The following is a 19,225-nucleotide window of genomic DNA, read 5'->3' as shown; positions in this document are numbered from 1 at the left end:
AAAAAGGAATCTGAAAGCCTTATATTTACTGGCTTAGAGATTCCGAGAGATTATCCCAATGAGGTGGAGGCAGAGATTCTTACAGGCATCAAGGTGGACAGCGAGGAAGCGGCGGACAAGGCAGCGGACTGGTTCTTCTCCAAAGGGGTAAAGAATGTATTGATTACACTGGGGCATCGAGGCGTATATATAAACACGGGAGAGAAGAAGGGAATCATTCCGGCTTATAAGGTGGAGGCGGTGGACACCACCGGAGCAGGGGATGCATTTAACGGCGGCCTTCTGGCGGCGCTGGCAGAGGGAAAGAATTTGTGGGAGGCAGCTGATTTTGCCAATGCCCTGGCAGCCCTGTCTGTACAGAAAATCGGTACTACGCCCTCCATGCCGGTCAGGGAGGAGATTGACGCATTCATGGCTGCAAATCGTCAGACCGCGGATTGCTGACGCACAGACACTTAACATAGGTATTGTCAAAGCACAATCAAAGCTCCGCAACCAGAGGAACTACAGACAAAAGAACCAAAGTCATAAGAATCACAGTCAAATGGACCACGGTCAAAAAAACACAGTCAGATGGACCACGGTCAAAGGAGCTGCAGACAAAAGGGCCGCAATCAGAAGCGCCATTGTCAAAAGCATCATCAGGAAAATCATAATCGGTAGAATCATAATATGTAGAATCATAATCAGTAGAAGGGGAGACAGACATGTTAAAAACAGGAATATTACATCCGCAGCTGGCCAGGGTGCTGGCGGAGCTGAGGCATAAGGATACCATTATTATCGGGGACGCCGGACTTCCCATTCCAAAGGGAGTGGAGCGTGTGGACCTGGGCTGGAGGCCCGGTGATCCGGCCTATCTGGATGTTCTGGAGGAGATACTCAAATATATCGTGGTGGAGGGAGCTGTGTTTGCTGACGAGGCGCTGACCGTGACGCCGGATTTCCACAAGAAGGCGCTGGACCTTCTGCCCCAGGGGCTTCCGGTGGAATATATTCCCCACACAGAGCTTAAGGAGCGCAGCAAAGATGCAAAGGCCATTGTGCTTACCGGTGAATTTACCGGGTACACCAACGTGATTTTATCGGCGGGATGCGCTTACTGATACTGCTCTCATAAGGGGGCATGTTCAGGAACTCTTAGCAGCAAGGGAGGGGTAACATGGAAGAAAAATTAGTATTGCAGATGGATTCGATTGTGAAGACATTTCCGGGAGTTAAAGCTCTGGACGGAGTCCATCTGGATGTGAGGAGGGGCGAGGTACATGCCCTGTGCGGTGAGAACGGCGCGGGCAAGTCCACCCTGATGAAAATTATAGCGGGGGCTCAGGGATATACTTCCGGACACATGTATGTCAATGGGGAGGAAGTGGTGTTCCATTCCACCAAGGATGCGGAGCGCAAGGGTATTGCCATGATATACCAGGAGTTCAACATGGTGCGGGACCTGTCTGTGGCGGAAAATATGTATCTGGGAAGGCTTCCTAAGACACCCTACGGAGCAGTGGACTGGAAAAAGCTGTACAAGGATGCCCAGGAGGAGCTGGACCGTTTGGGCCTTAAGTTTGACAGCCGCACCAAGGTGCGGAACCTGTCTGTGGCGGAATCGCAGATGACGGAGATTGCAAAGTGTCTGACCATAGGCGCAAAGGTTATCATCATGGACGAGCCAACGGCTGCCCTGACAGACGAGGAGATTCGTATTCTGTTTAAAATCATTGCAGAGCTTAAGGCGGAGGGCATTTCCATTCTGTATATTTCTCACCGAATGGATGAGATTTTCCAGATATCGGATCGTCTGACTGTGTTCAGAGACGGAAAATACATAGCGACCAAGGACATAGGCGACACCAATTACGACGAGGTGGTGTCCATGATGGTTGGACGCAGCGTGACCAACCTGTATCCTGAGAGGGATTACACGCAGGACGAGACCGTACTTGAACTTAAGGATATCTGCGGCAAAGGCGTCCACAACGTGAATATCAGGCTTCACAAGGGTGAAATCCTGGGGGTGGCCGGACTGCTGGGATCAGGCACCATCGAGCTGTCTAAAATCGTGTACGGAGCCCTCCCCATGGATTCCGGAGAAATTTACATAAACGGGGAAAAGAAAGATTGTTCCAGCCCCAAGAAGGCTTTAAAGGCGGGAATCGGATTTGTGTCCGACGACAGGAAACAGGAAGGGCTGGTGCTCATACGCAATATCAGGGAAAATGTTTCCTTGTCATCGCTGGATAAGATAACCCATTTTATTCATCTGGATAAGAAGCTGGAGACCAAACAGATTAACGCACAGGTTAAGCGGCTTAACATTAAAATCAGCAGCCTGCAGCAGCTGGCCGGTAAGCTCAGCGGCGGCAACCAGCAGAAGGTGGTATTTGCCAAGGTTCTGGAAGCAAACCCGTCCATACTGATTCTGGACGAGCCAACCCGCGGCGTGGATGTGGGTGCCAAGGCGGAGATTTATCAAATCATGGATGAGCTCACCAGGGCCGGAAAAAGCATCATACTGATTTCCACGGACCTGCCGGAGGTTATTGGCATGAGTGACCGGGTGGTCATCATGAGGGAAGGCCATACGGTCCTGGAAATACCAAAATCAGAGATGAATCAGGAAATTATCTTAGCCCATGCATCTGGAGGTGTCAGTGAAAATGAATAGTGTAAATAAGAAAAAATTAATCGGCCAGCTCAATATCTACCGCTCCGTGCTGATTTTACTGGTAATCTGCGTATTTGCAACCATATTGTCCCCCAGCTTCTTAAGCGTGGCCAACCTGTTTAACGTGTTTAAGCAGATTACAGTGGCCGGTATCGTGGGATGCGGAATGACCTTTGTCATTCTCACCGGGGGAATCGACCTTTCCGTAGGCTCCATTCTGGGACTGGCAGGCGTTCTGGCCTCCGGTATCCTGGAATCCACAGGAAATGCGGGAGCGGCCATTTTGGTGGCTTTGGCCGTAGGCATAGGATGCGGCGCCGTAAATGGTTTCTTTGTGGCAGTGTGTGAGATCCCTCCCTTTATCTCCACCCTGGGCATGATGACCCTTCTTCGCGGATGCATTCTTGTATATACAAAAGGTTCCCCTATTCCCATTAAGGTGGATGCCTACAAGTTTTTTGGCAAGGGAACAGTGGCCGGAGTGCCGGTTCCTGTCATCATTCTTATCATCCTCTTCCTCATTGCCCACTATGTGCTGACACAGACCAGCTACGGCCGCAGCATCTATGCCTTTGGAGGCAATCGGGAGGCAGCGCGTCTGTCCGGCATTTCCGTCCGTTTTACAGAGTGGATGGCTTATACCCTTAACGGTCTTATGTGCGGCGTTGCAGGCGTGATTCTGACAGCAAGGCTTGGTTCGGCACAGTCCACCAGCGGCACCGGCATTGAGATGGACGCCATTGCTGCTGTTATCCTGGGCGGCACGTCCTTAAGCGGTGGCGTGGGCTTTGTGCTCCCCACTGTGGTGGGCGCCATGATTATGGGTATTATTGATAATATCCTGACGCTTATGAACGTAAATCCTCATGCCACCAACATTGTAAAGGGCGCTGTTATACTGATTGCAGTCCTGGTGGACAAGAAGGTGAAGGATTTGTCGGCTAAGGCAGAATAACAGTTAGAGAACAGAGTTAATACAAATTAGTATAAATACAGAGCAGTAAAACCCGGAAACGGGCCAAAAGGATAAGGTACCTGCGGTTCTGCCGGTTCATCCGGTTTATCCATGAAACGGCGGAACCGTTACAAAATATTTTTTTAAGAAAAGGAGATTGTATTATGAGGAAACAAATTGGGGCAACTGTACTGGCACTGGCAATGGCGTGTTCACTGATGGCCGGATGCAGCTCAGGTTCAGGAGAAACTACCGCAGCAGCCACCACCGAGGCGGCAAAGGAAGAGTCCAAGGAAGAAGCAAAGGATGAGGCAAAGGATACTTCAGCTGAGGCGGAAAATGCCGGTTCAGAAGAGGGAAGCGGAAAGAAATATGTTATCGGCCTTGCCATGAACACGCAGACCAATCCATTCTTTGTGGATGTTAAGGACGGTGTCCAGAAGGCCGCTGATGAGCACGGTATTGAGCTGTATATTACCGACGCACAGGACGATCCCACCATCCAGATGAAGGACGTGGAGAACCTGATTACAAAGAAGCCGGATGCCATCATTATTGATACTTGTGATTCCGACGCTATCGTATCCTCCATCGAGGCGTGCAACGAGGCAGGAATTCCTGTATTTACCATGGACCGCGAGGCCAACGGCGGCGAGGTTATTTCACACATCGGCTACGACGCTATCAAGTCAGGCCGCATGGCAGGACAGTACCTGGTTGATACATTAGGCGGAAAAGGAAAGATTGTTGAGATTCAGGGCATCATGGGAACCAACGTTGCCCAGAACCGTTCCCAGGGCTTCAACGAAGTGATGAAGGACAACCCGGACATGGAAATCGTGGCCTGCCAGGTGGCTGATTTTGACAGGGCCAAGGGCATGAGCGTTATGGAGAACATTCTTCAGGCCAATCCTGAAATCGACGGACTTTACGCTGCAAATGACGAGATGCTTTTAGGCGCATTGGAGGCAATGGAAGCAGCAGGCAGAACCGATGAAATCGTAAAAATCGGCTGTGACGCCATCGACGACACATTGGATGCAATGAAGGCCGGCAAGGTTGACGCAACCATCGCAGAACCGCCATTCTTCTTAGGCAAGGCCATCCTTAACACTGCCTATGATTATCTGGAAGGCAAGCAGGTTGAGCCTTATGTAATCCTGGACAACCAGCTGGTAACACAGGATACAGTGGACAGCCTGGTAACAAAGGAATAATTTACCGGCATGATTTGTACATAGGAAACAGAATATTTTCCGGCCATCGGCTCATACTATGAGGGTACAAATGAAGTACGAATCAGAAACAGGTGAGTCCATGGAAAAGCCGGGTAAGAAACTGAAGAAATTATTAATTATAACAGGAACCACGGGAGCGGTGTATGCAGGATTTAAATATCTGCTGCCCCTCGTGGCTCCTTTTTTCGTGGGTTATATCCTGGCCCTTCTGCTGCGGCCGTCGGCCAGGTTCCTGTCCTACCGGATGAGGATTACGGTAAAGGGAAAACGGTACCATATGCCCATCGGCGTCATAGGCGGCGTGGAGTTTCTGGCTGTGCTGTCCGTTCTGGGGGCGGTGCTCTACAGAGGCGCCCTGAAGCTGTGCGCAGAGGGAAAACTGCTTATGGTGCAGCTTCCGGTGTGGCTGGAACAGTTTGATTTGTGGCTCACAGGAAACTGCCACAGGGTGGAGCATGCCATGGGGCTGAGGCCGGGGTGTGTGGCCGACATGGCCGGGGACATGCTCTATCATATGGTAGATACATGCAAGACAGCCGCCATGCCATTTCTCATGGCTAACTCCATGTCTGTCATCAGCTGTCTGGCAAAAGCCGCCATCGTAAGCCTGGTGGTGTTCCTGGCCGCCATATTAAGCCTGCAGGAAATGGAGGATCTGCGGGACCGCCGGGACCAGTCCGCCTTCCGCAAGGAATTCAATATGATAGGAAGCCGCCTGGTACAGACAGGAAAGGCCTGGTTCAGAAGCCAGGGAATCATTCTTTTTATTACTACAGGGCTGTGTATCGGGGGAATGTTCCTGATTCGCAATCCTTATTATATCATGGCAGGTATTGGTATCGGTATACTGGATGCACTCCCTATATTTGGAACCGGCACGGTGCTGATACCCTGGGCTGTCCTTCGGCTGGCTGTAGGGGACTGGAAACAGGCACTGGTACTCACAGCCATTTATCTGGTGTGTTATTTTGTGCGTCAGATTCTGGAGGTTCGGATGATGGGCGGACAGGTGGGGCTGTCTCCCCTTGAGACGCTGGCGTCTGTGTATGTGGGATTGGAGTTATTCGGATTTTTTGGATTTATACTGGGGCCGCTGGGTTTGCTGCTGATTGAGGATATGGTGGAGGCGTGGACGAAGGAGGAAGAAACTGAGACATAGGGGAATAGGGATCAGATAGAAACTGGAAATAGGCCATCTATGACGGATTGTATGCCATCTGTGCCAAAAAGGAACAATTAAGGATTGGGAGTGATATAGTTGGCTCATCAAATGAAAGAAAGGAGTCACAATTATGATTCAGGCACAAGCACACATCAATCAGCTTCCCAATGGAGATTTTGAACTGACAGCATGCAGTTATCTCTCCACAACCGGAGCAAACGTAGATTTAATGAGAGGAGCCAGTAGAATAAAGCTTGACATTGCCAATAACTCAACCATGGCAATGGCGGAGGACTTTGTTAGGGAAATGGTGAAAAAATCCCTGGAAGGTCCTGATAAGGGACAGCCCATGCTGATTGAATTTTAGGGTAAGATACTTCCTGTCTCCTAAAGGTAAAAAGGGGGAAAGGTGTTATCCGTCCGCCGCGGAAGCGTTATATGGCGATTCTGTGGTTGACAAAGTCCGGAAACTGACGTAAAATCATTCTTACATAAAGAAATGACCAATTCATAGATATGACATGGAAAGGGAACAGTAAGCGTGATTGCACGTCACAGAGAGAGGGCCGCAGGTGAGAGGTCCTTACGGTTGGCAGATGCTGAACCCACCCTGGAGTCCTGTATGATGAATGCAGCGTATGTCCGGCGTTAACGGATGATGAGAGAACCATAAGGGCGGCTTAAGCCCGAAGGTTAATAAGGGTGGTACCGCCGAGTCATTCGGTCCCTTGTGCACACGGCACAGGGGATTGGATGGCTCTTTTTATTTCATAATGAAAGATATGCAAGGGTCAATGTAAATAACGAAAAGGAGAAGAATCATGGCAGACAACAAGAAAATGGTAGAGGCCATCACATCCATGGATGAGGATTTCGCCCAGTGGTATACGGATGTGGTAAAGAAGGCGGAGCTTTGCGATTATGCCAGCGTCAAGGGATGCATGGTGATTAAGCCGGCCGGCTACGCAATCTGGGAAAACATCCAGAAGGAGATGGACAGAAGGTTTAAGGAGACAGGGGTGCAGAACGTATACATGCCCATCTTTATACCGGAGAGTCTGTTAGAGAAGGAAAAGGACCATGTGGAGGGATTTGCGCCTGAGGTGGCATGGGTGACCCACGGAGGACTGGAGGAACTTCAGGAGCGTATGTGCGTAAGGCCTACCTCTGAGACCCTGTTCTGTGATTTTTACGCAAAGGATATCCATTCCTACCGCGACCTTCCCAGAGTCTATAACCAGTGGTGTTCTGTTGTGCGCTGGGAAAAGACCACACGTCCGTTTTTACGCTCCAGGGAATTCCTGTGGCAGGAGGGCCACACGGCCCATGCGTCAGCCGAGGAGGCCGAGGCCAGAACAATCCAGATGCTGAACCTGTATGCCGACTTCTGTGAGGAGGTGCTGGCTATTCCTGTCATCAAGGGACAGAAAACCGATAAGGAGAAGTTTGCCGGAGCAGAGGCAACCTACACCATAGAATCCCTGATGCACGACGGAAAAGCCCTACAGTCAGGTACCAGCCATAACTTTGGCGATGGATTTGCAAAGGCATTTGACATCCAGTTCACGGACAAGGATAATACATTAAAGTATGTACACCAGACATCCTGGGGTGTGAGCACCCGTATCATCGGCGCCATCATCATGGTGCACGGCGATGACAACGGTCTGGTGCTGCCTCCGAGAATTGCGCCGGTCCAGATTATGGTGGTGCCGGTACAGCAGCAGAAGGAAGGCGTGCTGGATAAGGCATATGAGCTGAAGGAGCGCCTTACAAAGGCAGGATACGCTGTAAAGGTGGATGATACGGACAAGAGCCCGGGCTGGAAGTTCGCTGACTGCGAGATGCGCGGCGTGCCCCTTCGCGTGGAGATAGGGCCAAAGGATATAGAGAAGAACCAGGCTGTGCTGGTGCGCAGGGATAACCATGAGAAGAGCTTTGTATCCCTGGATGAGCTGGAGGCAAGAGCCGGTGAAATGCTGGATACCATCCATGACGCCATGCTGGAGAAGGCAAGGAAGCACAGGGATGCCCACACTTACACAGCTGCAGGCTGGGATGAATTCGTGGATACTGTCAACAACAAGCCCGGCTTTGTAAAAGCCATGTGGTGCGGCTGCCTGGAGTGTGAGGAGAAAATCAAGGAGGTGGCCGGAGCCACATCCAGATGCATACCCTTTGAGCAGGAGAAATTGTCCGATCAATGTGTTTGCTGCGGGAAACCGGCGAAGAAGATGGTTTATTGGGGCAAGGCGTACTAAAGATGTGTATAGAAACGGCAGATGCGGGACTGGACCTGTATCTGCCGTTTTGCATATACGAAGAATATATGGTTAATATGGTTATAATACGCGGTTAAAAATATTTCTGGAAAAGCACAGGAAAAACTGATAAAATAAGACCGTGGCAATGTCAATCATTAAACGGATATAGTATGAGGAAGCAGACAGACATGGAAATCAGAATTCCGGCTCCCGCAGAGGAGATTATTAATAAACTGAATGAACACGGATACGAGGCGTACGTGGTAGGCGGATGCGTCAGGGATATGCTTTTGGGCAGGGAGCCGGGGGACTGGGATATCACCACCAGCGCTCTGCCGGAGCAGGTAAAGGAGGTATTCCGGCGCACTGTGGATACCGGCATACAGCACGGCACCGTGACTGTGATGATGGGGAAGGAAGGGTATGAGGTAACTACTTACCGCATTGACGGAGAATACTCTGACGGACGCCATCCCAACAGCGTGGAGTTCACTCCGGATTTGGTGGAGGATTTAAAACGCCGGGATTTTACCATCAATGCAATGGCTTATAACAGTCATACGGGATTTGTGGATAAATTCGGAGGTGTGGAGGATTTGGAGAAGGGCATCATCCGGTGCGTGGGGGAACCCATGGACCGCTTTACGGAGGATGCTCTCAGAATCCTCCGGGCTATCCGTTTTTCGGCCCAATTGGGATTCTCCATAGAGGAGCGCACCTGTGAGGCCATCAAGGTGATTGCGCCTAACATGGTCCATGTGAGTAAGGAACGGATTCAGGTGGAGCTGACCAAGCTTCTTCTGAGTTCCCATCCGGATTATATCTCGCTGGTGTATGAGACGGGTATCAGTCCCTTTGTGTCAGAGAAATTTCACGGGGCTTATGCCGCGGATTCAGGGGACTGGGCTGTGCCGTCTATTCCGGCCGGAGTTCCGGCTGTAAAGCATATGCGCTGGGCCGCCTTTTTGCGGGAGTGCAGCGCTTCCCAGGCAGCGGGCATACTTAAGGATTTAAAGCTGGACAACGATACCTCCTACAGGGTAAGAACCCTGGTGGAGTGGCAGGGCAAAAAGGTTGGAGCTGAGGATGGGGGGGAAGACTGCTTGAAGCATGGCAAGGAGGAAGGCATGAAGGAAATCGCAAAGCAGCCGGAGCCCTCCAGGGCATCCATCCGCCGTGCCATGAGCCAGATGGAGCCGGAACTGTTTGATGATTTGCTCACGCTTAAGATGTGTCTATCTGAGGATGCATCCGATGACAGGGAATCCCAGTGGCTGTGTCAGGTCAGGGACCTGACAGAGGAAATCCGCAGTAACAGGGACTGCATCAGCCTGAAGACCCTGGCTGTCTCGGGCCATGACATTATGGGAGCAGGGGTGAAGCCGGGCAGGGAAGTGGGCAATACGCTGACCAGGCTTTTAGATATGGTATTGGAGGAACCTCAGAGGAATACCAAGGAGTATTTGCTTGCCCATCTGGGGCAGAGTGCTGAAAAATAGGCAGGATAAGAAGTAATAGAACGGGAACCAAGTAAGAAATATAGAAAGTGAGGGATGCTGCGTGCAGCTCCCTCCTTTTTTCAGTGCGTATTTGACGTATCATGCCCCTTTTACGCTTGTCTCAAGGCGATTACCTTATCCATGAATTCCTTTGTCCTGTCATAGCTCACAGGATTTTTCCAATTATTTCCTTCCTTAAACCAGCTGCCGATAATGGCGCCGTCCGCTGCTGTCAGTAGTTCGTTTACATTGCTGCTGTTAAGGCCGCTGCCTATAAGTATGGGAAGCGAAGTGGATTTTTTGCATTTAGATATGTTTTCCACAGATGGAGGGGTACCTGTATCAAAACCTGTGACAATGACCGCGTCACCGTCCTGGGATTCGATATCCATGGCCTGTTCCGCTACGCTGCGGTCGTGGATGATGTAATGGCTCCCATGTTTGACATTCACATCACACAAGGCCAAAATCTGGTCAGCCTTCAGGCGGCTCCTCATACGGGATACATTGGCTCCCATGGCATTGATAAAACCGGATTGGGATACAAATGCATTACACCATTCGAATACACGTATCCAGCTTGCTCCGGCGGCTACCGCGCAGGCCATGGCACAGTCGGCGCCGTTCATATGGCATTCAGCTCCCACCGGGATGGAGACTTTATTGCGGACTGCATGGATTCCCACTGCCAGGGCAGCGGCGGTTTCATATCCGATATCCTCGCTGCGGAGATAGGGGATATCCCACATATTCTCCACCTGGACTCCGTCCACGCCGGCCTGCTCCAGCATGGCAGCCTCCTCCAGCGCAATGGAAATTATCTTATCCATTCCCATGTTTACCGGGTCATATTTGGGGGAACCGGGAAGCGGTCTTAAATGTACCATGCCGATAATTGGTTTATCCACCTTAAAAACATCTTTTAATTTACCCATAATTATATTACCTTTCGTTGATACAGGAAATATCTGCCTTAAAATAATTGTAGCTTCTCTCCACATCAAGTCCGATGAGTTCGTTCATTCTCTTTTGTATTTTTATGTACAGCTGTAATTCCTCATCTGTGAAATGATATAGCTCTTTCGAGTTGTGCTCATAAGACATACGGTCAAAATTTTCATGATGGTCGTAGATAATGAGACCTTCCTCCGTTAGATGAAGTTTATATTCCCTGTTGTTTTTCTGATTGCGGGTCTGCTTGACCCAGTTTTTCCCAACTAACTTTTTTACCATCTGGGAACAGGCGCTTTTTGTTTTTTTCAACAGTTTGGACGCCTCTGTCACGGTAATGCCGTCATTCTGGCCTATACATTGAATCAGATGGGCCTCTGACTGGTACAGGACGGCATTTCCATAGTCATGGGGGAGACTGTCATACTCGTTCATTAGCTGATTTGTCAGTTTCAATTCTGTCATCATATCACAATATATTAAATATCTCCTATTATCCATGCTCTCTCTCCCTTTGGCTTGTAAAAATAATATATAGTTTTATTATAATACATTTTCCTCAAAAGGAATAGAGATTTGCGCCCCCCTGTGCTGCACGCAGTATGCAGCGGCGCGGTTGGCATAGTCGATAGACTCCTGAAATGAATATCCCTGTGACAGCTTTGCTGCCATACTGCCAATGAATGTATCACCTGCCGCGGTGGTATCAACGGCATTGACCCGGAGACCCTTCACAGAAGTGGCTTTGCCTTTGTATTCATAGATAACACCACGGCTGCCCAGGGAAATCACAGGCATTCTTATCCCCTTATCTTTGAGGACATGTATGGCCTGTACTGCATCTTCTTCTGTTTCCACCCTGATACCGGTCAGCATTTCTGTCTCTACTTCATTGGGTTTTAATATATCTATCCGACCGGCAATTTTAGGCGTGAGCTTAGAGTAGTCTTTGGAGGACGGATCTACAATTAAAATGCAGTTATTCCGCCGGGCCATAAGGGAGATTTCATCCAGTAATTGGCTGCTGTGTTCCAGGGTAGTCATAACTATACTGCGGTCTGTAAACAGATGGGCATAGGACTGTACATCCTGGGAGGTTACTCTGGCATTGACACCAAGGGAACAGACACATTTATTATGTCCCTCCATATCCACCCATACGAAAGCCACACCTGTTTTGGCATCCGTATCAACCATAAGCTGGCTGGTATCTATATGATCTTTTTGAAAACTGTGAATCAGCTGGTGGGCATAATCGTCATCCGCAATTCTTCCAATCAGAGTCACGCTGCCCCCGGACCTGGCAGCGGCAACCGACTGGTTGCCGCCTTTTCCTCCCGGATTTACATTATAATCCTCATAGGTATAGACAGTTTCGCCCATTGCCGGAATTTTATCGCAGCGTATGGAGATGTCCATAATAAGCGAGCCAAAGCAGATGATATTCTTTGAAGTTTTACGGTCCATCTTGAATGCCTCCCTAATCCAAATAGCTTAAAAACTGTGTGATTCTGTCATTATGCAGGTTTACCAGCTCGTCATAACTTCCTTTTGCCAGGATTTCTCCTTTTTCCACGAATACGACTTCTTCGCTGACTTCTCTGGCAAAGGACATATTATGTGTCACGACAATGATGGTATAATCCTCCCGTGACAGTTCCTTAATCAGGCTCAGAACGCCGGCTCCCAGTTCTGGGTCAAGAGCGCTTGTGGGTTCGTCAAACAAAAGGATTTCCGGCTTCATAGCTAAGGCCCTTGCAATGGCAATTCTCTGCTGCTGGCCTCCGGAAAGCTGGTGGGGATAACTGTCTTTTTTATCCTCCAGACCTACCCGTTTTAAAAGCTCAATGGCATCCCGGCAGGCCTCGGCCTTGCTTTTTTTCAACACAGTCACGGGTCCTTCCATGATGTTTTCAAGGGCGGTTTTGTGCGGAAAGAGATTGAAGCTCTGGAAAACCATGCCTGTTTTCTTGGTAAAGGCAGCTTTCTGATGTTTGGGAAGTTTTTTGGAAAAATCCAACGCTTTTCCATCCAGGCTTATGGTTCCTGAATCCGGTGTTTCCAGAAGATTGATGCATCGAAGCAATGTGGATTTTCCTGAGCCGGAGGAACCTATGATAGCCATGGTCTTGTGCGATTCGATTTCCAGGCTGATGTCCTTCAGTACATGATTTTCTCCAAAATATTTGTTTAAATGTTTAATCTGCAGCATATGGCACCTCCCTAGGCCTGCGTATCCGTAATTTCTTTGATTCTTTTCTTATCCGTAGGAGTCAGCATAAGTTTATTTTCTATCCGGTTCTGTACATAATTCAGGACCGTACAAAATATAAGATAAATAAATCCGACCTCGATGTACATGAGAAGAGGTTCATAATTCCTGGCAGTTATTCTCTGGGTAGTCAGAAACATCTCCGGAATGGTTATGTTGGCTGCGAGAGATGTGTCCTTAACTAGGGCGATAAAGCTGTTAAAGAGAGGCGGCACAGATATCTTAAAAGCCTGGGGAAGTATGATTCTTAAAAGCTGCTGGGGATAGCTCATTCCCAGTGACATGGCGGCTTCCCACTGTCCTTTGGGTATGGACAGGATGGCAGCTCTGATTATTTCTGAACTGTAGGCACCAATGCTTAAGGTAAAAACCAATATTCCTGAAGGCATTGGATTAATGACAACACCTACTTTGGGAAGACCGAAGAATACAAGGAACAACTGCACAAGCAGAGGGGTACCGCGTATAATCCAGACATATAACTCACAGATTTTGTTTAAAACCGGCACCTTGGATATGCGGATGATGGCTACGAATACAGCTAACGTTGTTCCAAGGGCGAATGAAATCAATGTCAGAGGTATCGTAAAAGAGATTCCCGCTTTTAAAATAGGCCAAAATGACGAGGTTAATATTTCGATTGAACGTGCATCCATTTCATTCACCCTCCTGATATGCTACTGCTGGATTTCTTCCAGGGTAAGTTCTTTTGAGAAGTCTTTACCTAAATATTTGTTGGAAAGTTCGGTAAGTGTCCCGTCTGCCTGAAGTTCCGCGATTGCTTTGTTGACGGCCTCCACAAGATCATCGTTTCCCTTGGGAATCGGTACAGCCACTGTGTCAGCCTGCTCCTGAACAGCGGCAATCTTGATTGGAGTATCGGGTTTCTGTGTCAGGAAGTCGTTAAATGCTATGGTGTTGTTAATGACACAGTCAGTCCTTCCTGCCAGTAATAATTCAATGTCCTTGCTGAAGGTATCGGAAGCAGTGATGTCCATGTTATACTTTTCTGCAATCAACGCATAGTTGCTGGATACGTTTAGTGAGGTCTTTTTCCCGTTGGCACTGTCCCAATCCGTGATGTCATTGTTGTCTGTTTTGGTAATGAGCGCAATGTAACTGTAGAGGTAAGGGTCGGAAAAATCATATTTTTCTTTCCTCTCGTCTGTTACACCTACCTGGTTCAGTACCAAATCAACCGTTCCTGTGTCCAATGAGGTGAGAAGGCCTTCCCAGGTGATTTCGGAGAATTCGGTTTTAACCCCCATTTTTTCGCCGATGGCCCTGGCTACCTCTACGTCATATCCGCACAGCTCATTGTTGTCGTCGTGATACGTAAACGGCTTATAGGTGCCTTCTGTACCTACCTTTAAGACACCGCTTTCAAGGATTTTTTCATACCGCGTTTTTTCAGCGGAAGCAGCGGCAGTCTCTTCTGACTTTGGTTCTTCTTTTGCCTCCTCCTTTTTGTCCCCACCCTTTGACTCTGCGGCAGTGTCTGCTGCGGGTTGTGTCTGTGCGGGCTTCTGCCCTCCGCATGCTGCCAGGGAAGCGGTCATGGCAAATAACGCGGCTGTCAGGATTAGATTTCTTTTTTTCATGGATTAGTCCTCCTTAGTTAAATATATGGTTTATTTTGTTTAATAAAGTATCAATGGTGGAATGAGGTACTGCTGCATTCAGACGTATGAACCCGGCTCCATTTTCCACGAACTGGTTCCCGCCTTCAATTATCAATCCGTTTTCAATGAAGCGGTTTTCGATCTCACTATGGTTTGAGCCCAGGCTATCAATGTTAATCCAGGCGAGATAGGTGGCCTCCGGAGTTTGGAAATCAATGGAAGGAAGGTTGGCTTTAAAAAACGTCTCCATATGGCGGAAGGTTTCCGTCAGGTATTGATTCAGCTCATCCAGCCACGGCTCCCCTTCCTCGTAGGCTGCGGTGGCAGCTGCCACAGAAATGGGGTTAGGCAGGTAGTGATAAAGGCTGTTCCAACGTTCACGGATATCTGGGTCTGGTATAATGATGTTGGCCAGGTGGTTTCCTGCCAGGTTAAAGGTTTTGCTGGGGGCAGTGCATGTAATGAGGCGTTTTGTATCCGGATACAGGCTGGCTATAGGGGTATGGCAGATGCCTGGGCGGAGTATGTCATTGTGTATCTCGTCGCAGATGATGAACAGGCCATGCTTTTGGCAGATGTCCACAATATGCCTCAGCTCATCCTGACTCCAGACACGCCCGGTAGGATTATGGGGACTGCATAGTATGAGAACTTTATTGTTTTCGTCCTCAGCTTTCTGTTCCAGGTCCTCAAAATCAATGGTAAACCGGCCATGGCTGTAACAGAGCCTGGAATATACGGGAATCATGCCTGTATTCCTGATGGAATTAAAAAATGGTTTATAGGCCGGGGTATGTATGATGACGCCGTCTCCGGGCCTGGCAATCAGCGACAGGGCATGAGACAGAGCGGGCACCACGCCTGAATCCACCACGATTTCATCCGGTGTAATGCGCCAGCGGTGACGTTTTTCCATCCAGCGGCAAACCGCCTTATAATAGGATGCATCATAGATATCCGTATAACCAAAGATGCCTTCTTCCACCCGTCTGTGCATGGCGGCTATGATTTCCGGTGCTGTCTTAAAGTCCATATCGGCAATCCAGAGAGGAATGCTGTTATCAGGGGCTTTGGGGGCAAATTTTTTTAAACCATCGTATTTTTCGCTGTCTGTGTGCCATCTGTTGATGACTGTGTCAAAATCGTATAACATAATAGTCCTCTTTTTAAATTAAGCATATTTACTGTTAAGTAGATTAACTGTTAACTAGATTAATTATAAACACATCATACAAAATAAATCAATACTTAAATTATTTTTCGTATATAATATACAAAACATAAGCTTGCAACTGTGCATTGTGCTGAAAACAGTGTACTGTTTCTTGAAGAAACTCCATCACAGGCATGAGTTGGGAAAAAACAGTATTGCAAAAAATACAAAGAAGAATTCCAGCCTTACCTTGCAACATTTCCAATAATCCGATATAATAACTTTGGGGTTCGCGCATGTCGCGTGAGAATGAAAATCAATATAATGGGGAATACATATTGTACGGGCATTTCCCCTAAGAACAAGGAGGATTTAAAATGAACGTAATCAGCACAGAAAAGGCACCAGGCGCAATCGGACCATACTCCCAGGGATTTGAGGTTAATGGAGTTATCTACACATCTGGTCAGATACCGGTAAATCCGGCAGACGGCAGCGTTGCAGAGGACATTGCAGGACAGGCTGAGCAGAGCTGCAAGAACGTTGGCGCCATCCTGGAAGCAGCAGGCAGCGGCTTTGACAAGGTATTTAAGACCACCTGCTTCCTGGCAGATATGGGCGATTTTGCAACATTTAACGAAGTATATGCTAAGTATTTCACATCCAAACCAGCCAGGAGCTGTGTGGCAGTTAAGACCCTTCCAAAGGGCGTTCTGTGTGAAATCGAGGCAATTGCTGTTAAATAAGGATTGACCTGACATACGCATTAAAAGCCGCAAATCTCTGCATTTTGCCGGGAAGAGCGGCTTTTTTGACCCCGTCGGCGCTCCGTAAGAGAAGGAAGAGTGGAATGGATAAAAAAGCGATTCTGAAAAAAGCGGTTAAGATACTTCTGGTATTGGGACTGGCAGGATGCCTGTTCCTGTTCCTGATAAATCTGTACATGATCAGGAAGGAAAAACCGAATATCATCAGTGCAGATGATGCGGCAGCTCTTGGAGATGTGGACTGTATCATGGTTCTGGGCTGCAGTGTCAGGCCGGACGGTACGCCTTCCGGCATGCTTCGGGACAGGCTGGACAAGGGAATAGAGCTGTATGAGGACGGTGTGTCCGACCGCCTTCTCATGAGCGGGGACCATGGGCGCAAGAACTATGACGAGGTAAACCGGATGAAGCAGTATGCCATTGATGAGGGCATTCCTTCCGGGGATATTTTTATGGACCACGCGGGCTTCTCCACCTATGAGAGCATGTACCGGGCCAGGGATATTTTCCAGGTGAAGAAGATTATTATAGTTACGCAGCGCTATCACATGTACCGGGCTCTTTATGTGGCGCAGGCCATGGGGATGGAGGCATACGGCGTAGAGTCAGATCCCAGGCAGTACGGCGGCCAGAAAATGAGGGACTTAAGAGAACTGCTGGCCAGGCCCAAGGATTTGATTTATACCATTGTAATGCCTAAGCCCACCTATCTGGGAGATGCCATACCGGTCAGCGGGGACGGCAATGTTACCAATGATAAAGAAGAAAACCGGGCCAGGAATAAATCCGGTCAGAAGTAGGATATATCCCAAGGACATAAAAATACCCCTGAAAACAGCTTATGGGTATGAATCAGCTGTTTTCAGGGGTATTTTGCAATGGTTCAGATAATGGAACAATAAGGGGGCTACAGTTTTACAAAATAGCTGGCATCCTTGCCGCAGACCGGACAGATAAAGTCAGGCGGCAATGTCTCGGACTCCAGAATATATCCGCAAACAGAACAGCGCCATCCCGTAACATCTTTTGTGTCTGCCTGATAGGAAGGAGCCTTTGGCGGAGTGGTCCCGTTTTTCTTCAGATGGTAATTGGAATAGGTGAGCGCCGGTGTCTGGGAATCCAGGACTTCTGCTTCCACTACCTCGCCCACTATAATCATATGGGAGCCCACATCCATGGAGGATACAACACGGCAGGTGAAACGGGCACAGACACCTTCTGTGGGATATGGATTATTCAGGCTGTCCCGTCCCTGTGGAATGCCGTCATATTTCTTTACATCCTTGCCGCACTGAAAGCCGAAACGTCTAATCAGGTCCATTTCCACATCGTCGGAAAGTACCGCTGCGGAAAAGGTGCCGGATGTCTCTATCAGCTTCAGCGTATAGTTTTCCTTGTTGAGAGCAATGGATAACCTGGCGGGAGAAGATGTGACCTGGGTCAGTGTGTTGATGACACAGCCGCCTTCCTTGTTGTCTGCGCTGGTGGAAATAATGTAAACACCGTAACTTAATTTAAAAAATGCTTTTGAATCCATAAAATGTACCCCTCCTGTGTTTCTTTTGCCTTTTCGGCTATAGTTTGATTTTACCACGTATAATTGATAATATGTAAGATATTTGTATTGTATCATATAAATTCCATAAAATCAATAATAATTACTATTATTATAAAAATATTATTTTCAGACGGTTTCTTATTTGGGGCTATTCTGATACAATCATTGTGGAAGAGTCTTTGAGGAAGTGTTTTTGGGAAGAATTCTAAAGCATATATAAAAGCATGAAGAAAGGACAGGCCGCGAATCGGTATGCTTAATAATAAAAAGCTTAAGAATAACAATATTGTCATCATGAATTTTACGGGCGTATATGAAAACCAGGAATTTTACCAGGATTTGGGCGCTGTATGGCTGGAGCTTGGAGATATACAAGGCACTAATTGTTACTGTGATGAGGAGGCAGAGGCAGCCATCAAGGAGAGAATCAGCCTTATGGAACCCTCCGGAATCCACTTCCTGGATTCCGGAAATTACCATTATGTGAGCAAAATATGGCTGGATAAGATAGAGGAGGAATTTGAGCTTCTGGTGTTTGACCATCATACGGACATGCAGATGCCCATGTTTGGGAATATCCTGTCCTGCGGCGGTTGGATTCAGGCTGCTTTGGATACAAATACGCGTCTGAAACGGGTTTATCTGGCAGGGCCGCCCTCCATGGAAGCAGAGGCTGACAGGGAACGGGTAGTTGGTATCAATGAAGAGGAGCTGAAGACGCCAGGGTGTATCAGCCGCCATCTGAAGAACTCCGAACTGCCTCTCTATATATCCCTGGATAAAGATATCCTGACCCGCTCCTGTGCAATCACCAATTGGGACCAGGGAGAGGCGCAGCTGGAGGACGTGCTGGCCTGCATAAAGGAGGCGGCATCCTGCCGCAGTATAATAGGTGTAGATGTATGTGGGGAGAATCCGGATGACCAGGAACAGGAGGGAAATAGGGCCAGCCAAACGAATCAGAATACGAATAGGAAAATTATTTGTAAATTACTGGAAATATGCGATGTACTGTGTCCATGACAGCAGGAAAAATTTTGAAGGAATACGGTTGCAGGAATAAAGGTAAAATTACAGAGTGAATTCGTGATTTCTACAAAACATTGATTTTGCAGCACC

Annotated in this window: 20 protein-coding genes and 1 other annotated feature; of the genes, 12 read left to right on the top strand and 8 right to left on the bottom strand. The window is 48.3% G+C overall.

The window, feature by feature from the left end; all coding sequences use genetic code 11:
• From LI015_RS26910 to LI015_RS26870, 9 genes are all read left to right on the top strand, one after another.
• Positions 1-444 (top strand): PfkB family carbohydrate kinase (locus LI015_RS26910; protein WP_227126692.1); only part of this gene is annotated, 444 nt, incomplete at its 5' end.
• Between the two features lie 263 nt (positions 445-707).
• The gene (gene rbsD / locus LI015_RS26905) at positions 708-1,106 is read left to right on the top strand and encodes a D-ribose pyranase (RefSeq protein ID WP_002566120.1); all 399 of its coding nucleotides are present in this window, start codon (positions 708-710) and stop codon (positions 1,104-1,106) included.
• A gap of 56 nt (positions 1,107-1,162) precedes the next feature.
• Positions 1,163-2,665 (top strand): sugar ABC transporter ATP-binding protein, encoded by a 1,503-nt coding sequence (locus tag LI015_RS26900; RefSeq protein ID WP_119205524.1) that lies wholly within the window; start codon positions 1,163-1,165, stop codon positions 2,663-2,665.
• On the top strand, positions 2,634-3,620 hold the full coding sequence (locus tag LI015_RS26895; protein ID WP_002566118.1) for an ABC transporter permease: 987 nt from the start codon (positions 2,634-2,636) through the stop codon (positions 3,618-3,620). The genes LI015_RS26900 and LI015_RS26895 overlap by 32 nt, the downstream gene beginning before the upstream one ends.
• Positions 3,621-3,784: 164 nt before the next feature.
• On the top strand, positions 3,785-4,837 hold the full coding sequence (locus tag LI015_RS26890; RefSeq protein ID WP_002589351.1) for a substrate-binding domain-containing protein: 1,053 nt from the start codon (positions 3,785-3,787) through the stop codon (positions 4,835-4,837).
• Between the two features lie 70 nt (positions 4,838-4,907).
• Positions 4,908-6,017, top strand: coding sequence for an AI-2E family transporter (locus LI015_RS26885; RefSeq protein ID WP_002577331.1), 1,110 nt, complete (start codon positions 4,908-4,910; stop codon positions 6,015-6,017).
• Between the two features lie 133 nt (positions 6,018-6,150).
• Complete coding sequence (locus tag LI015_RS26880; protein WP_002566115.1) at positions 6,151-6,387, top strand: hypothetical protein; 237 nt, start codon at positions 6,151-6,153, stop codon at positions 6,385-6,387.
• A gap of 146 nt (positions 6,388-6,533) precedes the next feature.
• Positions 6,534-6,752: a binding site (T-box leader), on the top strand.
• 89 nt (positions 6,753-6,841) lie between these two features.
• Positions 6,842-8,281 (top strand): proline--tRNA ligase, encoded by a 1,440-nt coding sequence (proS, locus tag LI015_RS26875; RefSeq protein WP_002566114.1) that lies wholly within the window; start codon positions 6,842-6,844, stop codon positions 8,279-8,281.
• Positions 8,282-8,472: 191 nt separating this feature from the next.
• Positions 8,473-9,783 carry a CCA tRNA nucleotidyltransferase gene (locus LI015_RS26870; RefSeq protein ID WP_227126691.1) on the top strand — a complete coding sequence of 437 codons (1,311 nt, stop codon included), beginning with the start codon at positions 8,473-8,475 and terminating at the stop codon, positions 9,781-9,783.
• Positions 9,784-9,893: 110 nt separating this feature from the next.
• Here the strand turns inward: LI015_RS26870 and LI015_RS26865 are convergent, their stop codons facing one another.
• From LI015_RS26865 to LI015_RS26835, 7 genes are read right to left on the bottom strand one after another with little or no spacing between them, the layout of a single operon-like run.
• Positions 9,894-10,718 (bottom strand): BtpA/SgcQ family protein, encoded by an 825-nt coding sequence (locus tag LI015_RS26865; protein WP_002566112.1) that lies wholly within the window; start codon positions 10,716-10,718, stop codon positions 9,894-9,896.
• Positions 10,719-10,725: 7 nt separating this feature from the next.
• Positions 10,726-11,235, bottom strand: coding sequence for a MarR family winged helix-turn-helix transcriptional regulator (locus tag LI015_RS26860; RefSeq protein ID WP_002566111.1), 510 nt, complete (start codon positions 11,233-11,235; stop codon positions 10,726-10,728).
• A 42-nt stretch (positions 11,236-11,277) separates the two neighbouring features.
• The gene (locus LI015_RS26855) at positions 11,278-12,201 is read right to left on the bottom strand and encodes a ribokinase (RefSeq protein ID WP_227126690.1); all 924 of its coding nucleotides are present in this window, start codon (positions 12,199-12,201) and stop codon (positions 11,278-11,280) included.
• A 13-nt stretch (positions 12,202-12,214) separates the two neighbouring features.
• Entirely contained in the window at positions 12,215-12,946 is a 732-nt protein-coding gene (locus LI015_RS26850; protein ID WP_002566109.1) for an amino acid ABC transporter ATP-binding protein, read from the bottom strand.
• A gap of 11 nt (positions 12,947-12,957) precedes the next feature.
• Positions 12,958-13,662 carry an amino acid ABC transporter permease gene (locus LI015_RS26845; protein WP_002566108.1) on the bottom strand — a complete coding sequence of 235 codons (705 nt, stop codon included), beginning with the start codon at positions 13,660-13,662 and terminating at the stop codon, positions 12,958-12,960.
• A gap of 21 nt (positions 13,663-13,683) precedes the next feature.
• Positions 13,684-14,607 (bottom strand): transporter substrate-binding domain-containing protein, encoded by a 924-nt coding sequence (locus LI015_RS26840; RefSeq protein WP_002566107.1) that lies wholly within the window; start codon positions 14,605-14,607, stop codon positions 13,684-13,686.
• A gap of 13 nt (positions 14,608-14,620) precedes the next feature.
• Positions 14,621-15,781 (bottom strand): MalY/PatB family protein, encoded by a 1,161-nt coding sequence (locus LI015_RS26835; RefSeq protein WP_227126689.1) that lies wholly within the window; start codon positions 15,779-15,781, stop codon positions 14,621-14,623.
• A 377-nt stretch (positions 15,782-16,158) separates the two neighbouring features.
• Between LI015_RS26835 and LI015_RS26830 the strand changes: the two genes are divergently transcribed.
• A complete protein-coding gene (locus tag LI015_RS26830; RefSeq protein WP_002566105.1) occupies positions 16,159-16,527 on the top strand; it encodes a RidA family protein in 369 nt (122 codons plus the stop codon).
• Between the two features lie 104 nt (positions 16,528-16,631).
• Positions 16,632-17,348: a SanA/YdcF family protein gene (locus LI015_RS26825; RefSeq protein WP_117625716.1), complete on the top strand. Its 717-nt coding sequence runs from the start codon at positions 16,632-16,634 to the stop codon at positions 17,346-17,348.
• A gap of 107 nt (positions 17,349-17,455) precedes the next feature.
• Here the strand turns inward: LI015_RS26825 and LI015_RS26820 are convergent, their stop codons facing one another.
• Entirely contained in the window at positions 17,456-18,085 is a 630-nt protein-coding gene (locus tag LI015_RS26820) for a flavin reductase family protein (protein ID WP_227126688.1), read from the bottom strand.
• A gap of 273 nt (positions 18,086-18,358) precedes the next feature.
• Here LI015_RS26820 and LI015_RS26815 point away from each other — a divergent pair, with 273 nt between their 5' ends.
• On the top strand, positions 18,359-19,129 hold the full coding sequence (locus tag LI015_RS26815; RefSeq protein WP_227126687.1) for an arginase family protein: 771 nt from the start codon (positions 18,359-18,361) through the stop codon (positions 19,127-19,129).
• Positions 19,130-19,225 lie beyond the last annotated feature (96 nt).

Source organism: Enterocloster sp. 210928-DFI.2.20 (genome assembly GCF_020554465.1).
GTDB classification, from domain to species: domain Bacteria; phylum Bacillota; class Clostridia; order Lachnospirales; family Lachnospiraceae; genus Enterocloster; species Enterocloster bolteae.
The sequence above is the reverse complement of the archived record's forward strand: the minus strand, read 5'-3'. Positions and strand labels throughout refer to the sequence as shown.

Excerpts from the sequence above, each read along its gene's own strand:
- LI015_RS26855 (WP_227126690.1), bottom strand. The coding sequence starts at position 12,201 with ATGGACCGTAAAACTTCAAAGAATATCATCTGCTTTGGCTCGCTTATT.
- LI015_RS26815 (WP_227126687.1), top strand. The coding sequence starts at position 18,359 with ATGCTTAATAATAAAAAGCTTAAGAATAACAATATTGTCATCATGAAT.
- LI015_RS26845 (WP_002566108.1), bottom strand. The coding sequence starts at position 13,662 with ATGGATGCACGTTCAATCGAAATATTAACCTCGTCATTTTGGCCTATT.
- LI015_RS26885 (WP_002577331.1), top strand. The coding sequence starts at position 4,908 with ATGAAGTACGAATCAGAAACAGGTGAGTCCATGGAAAAGCCGGGTAAG.
- LI015_RS26830 (WP_002566105.1), top strand. The coding sequence starts at position 16,159 with ATGAACGTAATCAGCACAGAAAAGGCACCAGGCGCAATCGGACCATAC.
- LI015_RS26870 (WP_227126691.1), top strand. The coding sequence starts at position 8,473 with ATGGAAATCAGAATTCCGGCTCCCGCAGAGGAGATTATTAATAAACTG.
- LI015_RS26850 (WP_002566109.1), bottom strand. The coding sequence starts at position 12,946 with ATGCTGCAGATTAAACATTTAAACAAATATTTTGGAGAAAATCATGTA.
- LI015_RS26895 (WP_002566118.1), top strand. The coding sequence starts at position 2,634 with ATGCATCTGGAGGTGTCAGTGAAAATGAATAGTGTAAATAAGAAAAAA.
- LI015_RS26865 (WP_002566112.1), bottom strand. The coding sequence starts at position 10,718 with ATGGGTAAATTAAAAGATGTTTTTAAGGTGGATAAACCAATTATCGGC.
- LI015_RS26835 (WP_227126689.1), bottom strand. The coding sequence starts at position 15,781 with ATGTTATACGATTTTGACACAGTCATCAACAGATGGCACACAGACAGC.
- LI015_RS26900 (WP_119205524.1), top strand. The coding sequence starts at position 1,163 with ATGGAAGAAAAATTAGTATTGCAGATGGATTCGATTGTGAAGACATTT.
- LI015_RS26860 (WP_002566111.1), bottom strand. The coding sequence starts at position 11,235 with ATGGATAATAGGAGATATTTAATATATTGTGATATGATGACAGAATTG.
- LI015_RS26825 (WP_117625716.1), top strand. The coding sequence starts at position 16,632 with ATGGATAAAAAAGCGATTCTGAAAAAAGCGGTTAAGATACTTCTGGTA.
- LI015_RS26820 (WP_227126688.1), bottom strand. The coding sequence starts at position 18,085 with ATGGATTCAAAAGCATTTTTTAAATTAAGTTACGGTGTTTACATTATT.
- LI015_RS26890 (WP_002589351.1), top strand. The coding sequence starts at position 3,785 with ATGAGGAAACAAATTGGGGCAACTGTACTGGCACTGGCAATGGCGTGT.
- LI015_RS26880 (WP_002566115.1), top strand. The coding sequence starts at position 6,151 with ATGATTCAGGCACAAGCACACATCAATCAGCTTCCCAATGGAGATTTT.
- LI015_RS26840 (WP_002566107.1), bottom strand. The coding sequence starts at position 14,607 with ATGAAAAAAAGAAATCTAATCCTGACAGCCGCGTTATTTGCCATGACC.
- rbsD (WP_002566120.1), top strand. The coding sequence starts at position 708 with ATGTTAAAAACAGGAATATTACATCCGCAGCTGGCCAGGGTGCTGGCG.
- proS (WP_002566114.1), top strand. The coding sequence starts at position 6,842 with ATGGCAGACAACAAGAAAATGGTAGAGGCCATCACATCCATGGATGAG.